The organism is Arthrobacter sp. 10T413_2 (assembly GCF_056394205.1).
Map to the genome: position 1 here is coordinate 1 of NZ_JBFTHK010000235.1, position 5,396 is coordinate 5,396.

At 67.7% G+C, this 5,396-nt stretch carries 4 protein-coding genes and 1 riboswitch; of the genes, 3 read left to right on the plus strand and 1 reads right to left on the minus strand.

The window, feature by feature from the left end; all coding sequences use genetic code 11:
- Positions 1 to 145: 145 nt before the first annotated feature.
- Positions 146 to 261, plus strand: a riboswitch (SAM riboswitch).
- Positions 262 to 272: 11 nt separating this feature from the next.
- Together metX and AC1DBQ_RS21340 are read left to right on the plus strand one after the other, a co-directional pair.
- The gene (gene metX / locus AC1DBQ_RS21335; protein ID WP_476930415.1) at positions 273 to 1,448 is read left to right on the plus strand and encodes a homoserine O-acetyltransferase MetX; all 1,176 of its coding nucleotides are present in this window, start codon (positions 273 to 275) and stop codon (positions 1,446 to 1,448) included.
- Positions 1,449 to 1,617: 169 nt separating this feature from the next.
- The gene (locus tag AC1DBQ_RS21340; RefSeq protein ID WP_476930416.1) at positions 1,618 to 3,000 is read left to right on the plus strand and encodes an MFS transporter; all 1,383 of its coding nucleotides are present in this window, start codon (positions 1,618 to 1,620) and stop codon (positions 2,998 to 3,000) included.
- Between the two features lie 115 nt (positions 3,001 to 3,115).
- Here AC1DBQ_RS21340 and AC1DBQ_RS21345 read toward each other — a convergent pair whose 3' ends face one another.
- Positions 3,116 to 4,015, minus strand: a complete 900-nt coding sequence (locus AC1DBQ_RS21345; protein ID WP_476930418.1) for a LysR family transcriptional regulator — start codon at positions 4,013 to 4,015, stop codon at positions 3,116 to 3,118.
- A gap of 241 nt (positions 4,016 to 4,256) precedes the next feature.
- Here AC1DBQ_RS21345 and mmsB point away from each other — a divergent pair, with 241 nt between their 5' ends.
- Positions 4,257 to 5,159, plus strand: coding sequence for a 3-hydroxyisobutyrate dehydrogenase (gene mmsB, locus AC1DBQ_RS21350; protein WP_476930417.1), 903 nt, complete (start codon positions 4,257 to 4,259; stop codon positions 5,157 to 5,159).
- Positions 5,160 to 5,396 lie beyond the last annotated feature (237 nt).

Sequence of the window (5,396 nt, forward strand, 5' to 3'; positions counted from 1 at the left end):
GTAACCAACGTCCTGGCTGAGTACACCTAGCTCCACCGGATAACCGGCGGCCGGCCTCCCGCGGACGGGGAGTGCCGGCCGCCGGCTGTCACACGGAAGTCACAATCTTCGTCATTTCCGCACGCTGTTTCGTACACTCATACAAGGTCATGAGTGCCAGCGACAGCCCCGGCTTGCTGGCCGGCAACCCTCCATTTGCGGCGGGGTGCCCCGGGTGAAGACCTGGCCTGCCGGTCAGCTGACGGCAGGCAAGCGCGAAGTTAGGTCCTCATATGACGATTGCCGTMACCCGCAGTGGTGAACCCGAAACCAAACCAATCCGGAACTCCGTTTCCGCAAGCCCTGCCGCCCAAGCGGCCCGGGTGCCGGACGGGACCGTCCAGTACCTCAGGATCGGTGACTTGCAGCTCGAATCCGGGGTCCAGCTGCCGGACGTGGTCCTCGGCTATGAGACGTGGGGGACCCTGAATGCCGATGCCTCCAACGCCGTCCTCATTGAACATGCCCTGACCGGCGACACCCATGTGACCCGCGGTGCCAGCGAGGAACCCGGCTGGTGGGAACAATTGGCCGGACCCGGGGCCCCCGTGGATACGGACAAGTACTTCGTCGTATCGATCAACATCCTGGGCGGCTGCTACGGCTCCACGGGACCCTCCACGCCGGCCCCCGACGTCCRTCCCTKGGGATCGAGGTTCCCGCTCGTGACACTCCGGGACACGACCGCCGCCGAGGCGCGGCTGGCCGATGCCCTGGGCATCGACAGCTGGTACGCCGTGCTGGGCGGTTCGCTCGGCGGCGCGCGCGCCCTTGAGTGGGCCGTGACCTACCCCTCGCGGGTCCGGCGCTGCGCCGTGATTTCCGTCGGYGCCAGCAGCACGGCCGAACAGATTGCCTTCGCGCAGGCCCAGACCCTGGCCATCCGCCAGGACCCGAACTTCAACGGCGGGGACTACTACGGCGGCCCGGAACCCGAAGCGGGGCTCGCCCTCGCCCGCCGGATCGCGCACATCACCTACCGCTCCKCGGCCGAGCTCGACGGCCGGTTCGGCCGGAACGCCCAGGAGTCCGAGGCGCCGCTGKAGGCCGGATCGCTGGCCGGGCGCGGACGCTATCAGGTCGAAAGCTACCTGGACCACCAGGGCAACAAACTGGTCCGGCGTTTTGATGCCAACAGCTACATCGCCATCACCGAGGCGCTCATGAGCCACGACGTCTGCCGCGGACGCGGAAGCCTCCGGGACTCCGTGGCCCCGGCCACGGCCGAGTTCCTGGTGGCGGCCGTGGACTCGGACCGCCTGTACTTCCCCGCCCAGTCCCGTGCACTGGCCGAGGCCCTGCCGGGGGGCCCCGAGCTGCACATCATCGAGGCGCCGATCGGCCACGACGGCTTCCTGACCGAAATCGGGCAGCTCAGCGGCCAGTTGCGGAGCAATTTCTTCGCCTAGCAGCCGCTCATCGCTGTGCATTTTTGCAGATGCTCTCTGCACTAATGGTCGTTGTGGCTCACGGCCCCGGGACCCATACTCGTTGAGAATAACGCTGTGTGTGCTAACTCACACAACATCTCAGCCCAATGGTCCACAGGGTGTCGAGGGCGACACCGAAGGAGTTCTCATGAGCACGGAAAACGCTGCTGCGACGCGCGCAGGCGAGCCCGACGTCAAGACGTCCGGCCTGAAGAAGGTGGTGGCGGCCTCCATGGCCGGCACCGTGGTGGAATKGTACGAATTCTTCCTCTACGCATCCGCGGCGACGCTGGTCTTCGGCAAGGCCTTCTTCCCGAATTCGCAGACCGAACTGGACGGAATCCTCGCGGCGTTCCTCACATACGCCGTCGGATTCGTTGCCCGCCCGATCGGCGGGATCGTCTTCGGCCACTTCGGCGACAAGTTCGGCCGCAAGCAGCTGCTCCAGCTCAGCATCATCCTGGTGGGCGTGTCCACGTTCCTGATGGGCTGCCTGCCCATCTTCGCGCAGGTCGKCTACTGGGCCCCGGCGCTGCTGGTCTTCCTGCGCTTCGCCCAGGGCTTCGCCGTCGGCGGGGAATGGGGCGGCGCCGTCCTGCTCGTCGCGGAGCACAGCCCGAGCAAGTCCCGCGGCTTCTGGGCCAGCTGGCCGCAGTCTGCCGTTCCGCTGGGCAACCTCTTCGCCACCGCGGTGCTGTTCATCCTGTCCTCCGTGCTGTCTTCGGCGGACTTCCTCGCCTGGGGCTGGCGGGTCGCCTTCTGGCTCTCCGCCGTGATCGTCCTCATCGGCTACTACATCCGCACCAAGGTCAGCGACGCCCCGATCTTCCTGGAAGCACGCAAGGAAGTTGAGGCAGGCCACAAGGGCTACGGCGTTGCCGAGGTCTTCCGCCGCTACCCCCGCGGCGTGTTCACCGCGATGGGCCTGCGCTTCGCGGAGAACATCCTGTACTACCTCGTGGTCACCTTCTCAATCACCTACCTCAAGACGGTGGTCCACGCCGACACCGCCCGGATCCTGCTGCTCCTGCTCGTGGCCCACTTCATCCACTTCTCCGTGGTGCCCATGGTCGGCCGGCTCTCGGACAGGGTGGGCCGCAAGCCCGTCTACATGGCCGGCGCCGTTCTGGGTGCGACCTGGGGCTTCTTCGCCTTCCCGATGATGGACACCGGAAACGATCTGGTCATCCTCGCCGCGGTCATCATCGGCCTGCTCTTCCACGCCCTGATGTACGCCGGGCAGCCGGCCATCATGGCCGAGATGTTCCCGACCCGGATGCGGTACTCCGGCGTGTCCCTCGGCTACCAGGTGACCTCGATCGTGGCCGGTTCGCTCGCGCCGATCATCGCCGTCGCGCTGCTGGGCCAGTACAAGTCCTCCGTCCCGGTAGCCATCTACCTCCTGATCGCCTGTGCGATCACCGCCGTCGCCRTGTTCTTCCTCAAGGAGACCCGCGGCGTCTCGCTCCACGACGTCGACGCCGCCGACGCCCAGGGCACCGCAGACCTCCTCGCCGCCGGCAAGCGGTAAGCCKCCGGCCCCGGGAATCAGGGCCCGGGGAAACCTGTTGAGGGGCCGACGGCCCGGATTCGCGCACCGCTCGGATCCGGGCCGTCGGCGTTAAGCTGCCTCAATCCGAACGGCCTCAGGCGGACAGCACGTCCTGGCGGTCCCGGATTTCGCCGCGGACCGCCTCGAGCACGGCCCGGACGGGGGCAGAGCGCAGGGACTCGGGCCGCCCCACCGCCCAGATGGGGAGCTGGCGCTGGAAGTCATCGGGCAGCACGGGCACGAACCCGGGCCGGCCCGCCACCAGGAAGTTGGGAAGCAGGCCGATCCCGGCGCCGCGCCGGACGGCCTCCAGCTGGGCGAAGACGCTCGTGGCCTGGAAGCTGGACCGCGGCACGGGCAGCTGGGTGGAGCGGTGGCCCAGTTCGGCCACCTGGAGTGCTGATTCCACGTACGAGACAAAGCCGTGCTGCCGGACGTCGTCGAGCGTTGMCGGAAGCCCGTGCTCCTGCACGTACCCGGGACTGGCGTACAGCCTGAGGAAGTAGTTGCTCAGGAAGATGGCCTGGCCGCTTGCGGTTTCCATGTTGCCCACCACGACTTCGAGATCGACGCCGGAGCGGTTCTGGCTCACCTTGCGCGTGGCGCTGAGGAGCTCGACGTTGAGCAGCGGATTCCTTCGCTGCAACCGCACGAGCGCGGGTGCGAGGAAGTCGGCGCCGAAACCGTCCGGTGTGCTGATCCGGACCAGTCCGGAGACCACGTCGCCGGTCCGCGCAATGCTGCTGGACAGGGCCCCGAGAGTGCCCTCGATGGCCTCCGCCGCCGCGACGGCCCGGCTGCCGAGCTCCGTCAGCTCCCAGCCGTGCGGGCTGCGTTCGAGCGTCCGGCCGCCGAGCTGCTTGTCCAAGGCCAGGACGCGGCGGGAAATGGTGGTGTGGGTGGTGCCGAGCGTCTCCGCCACCGCGTTGAACCGGCCCAGCCGCGCCACGGTCAGCAGGATCAGCAGGTCGTCGGGGCTTGGGAGCCGCCGCAAGTCCACCATGGTCCCCCTCCAGCGAGTMAGTCGTCAACGTCGACGGAGGCCGGCCCCTGGGTGTGTCCCGGGTGTGCTTCCGGCCATGACGCGGTTGTGCATTCATGCACATACCATCTGTGTTTTTTCTCCTTGATTGCACCCTAGCAGGGTGTGATCGTGKACACTGGGACGCCGCGGTTCGGCTTTCGGACCGGAGCGCTGAGGCGCACGGCAATCAACAAGCAAAGGAGCTTAAGCCATGGCATCCATCGCCTGGATAGGACTGGGAAACATGGGCGGATACATGTCCGCCAACCTCGCAAACGCCGGACACGAGGTCCGCGGGTTCGACCTCAACCCCAGGGCGGTTGCCGCCGCCGAGGCCGGGGGCGTCAAGCCCGCCGGCAGCATCGCCCAGGCCGTCGACGGTGCCGACGTCGTCTTCACCATGCTCCCCAAGGGCGAGCACGCCCGTGCCGTCTATCTCGGCGAGGACGGCGTCCTGGCCCATGCCGACACCCGGACGCTGCTGGTGGATTCCTCCACGATCGACATCGCCTCCGCCCAGGCCCTGCACGACGCCGCCGCTGCCGCCGGCTTCCGCTTTGTMGACGCGCCCGTCTCGGGCGGCATGAGCGGGGCGAAAGCMGCCACCTTGACGTTCATGATCGGCGGAGAGGCCGGCGCCGTCGCCGACGCGACCGACTACATCAAGCCGATGGCAKCCAACGTCATCCCCACCGGCGGCGCCACCACCGGGCAGGCCGCCAAGATCTGCAACAACCTCATGCTCTTCATCAACCTCGCCTCCACCGCCGAGGGCGCTGTGCTGGCGGACCGGCTCGGCCTGGACAAGCAGGTGTTCTGGGACATCGCGTCCGTCTCCTCCGGCGACAGCTGGGCCCTGCGCACCTGGTACCCCGTGGCCGGCGTCGTGCCCACCGCGGCGTCAAACAACGGCTTCGCCCCCACCTTCACCACCGAACTGGCCAACAAGGATATCGGCCTGGCCATCAGCGCTKCCCGCGACACCGGCACCCCGCTGGAACTCGGCGAGCATGTCCAGCAGCTCTTCCAACGGCTCATTGACTCCGGCCAGTCCGGCATGGACTGCTCGGCGATCGTCAAGCTGGTCGACGGCTCGCTCGACTCCGCCAACTAGGCGTCCGGCTCCTCAAACGGCCGCACCTTCTTACCTGCCMTTCCAAACGCCTGCCCTTCACGAAAGAGACCCACCCCATGGAACGCATCCCGCACTTCATCAACGGCGCCCTGGTGTCGGACGCCGAGCGGTTCGGCCCCGTCTTCAACCCGGCCACCGGCGACCAGGAAAAGGAGGTCGTCCTGGCCTCCGCCGCCCGCGTCGAGGAGGCCATCGAGGCGGCGCGCGCAGCACTGC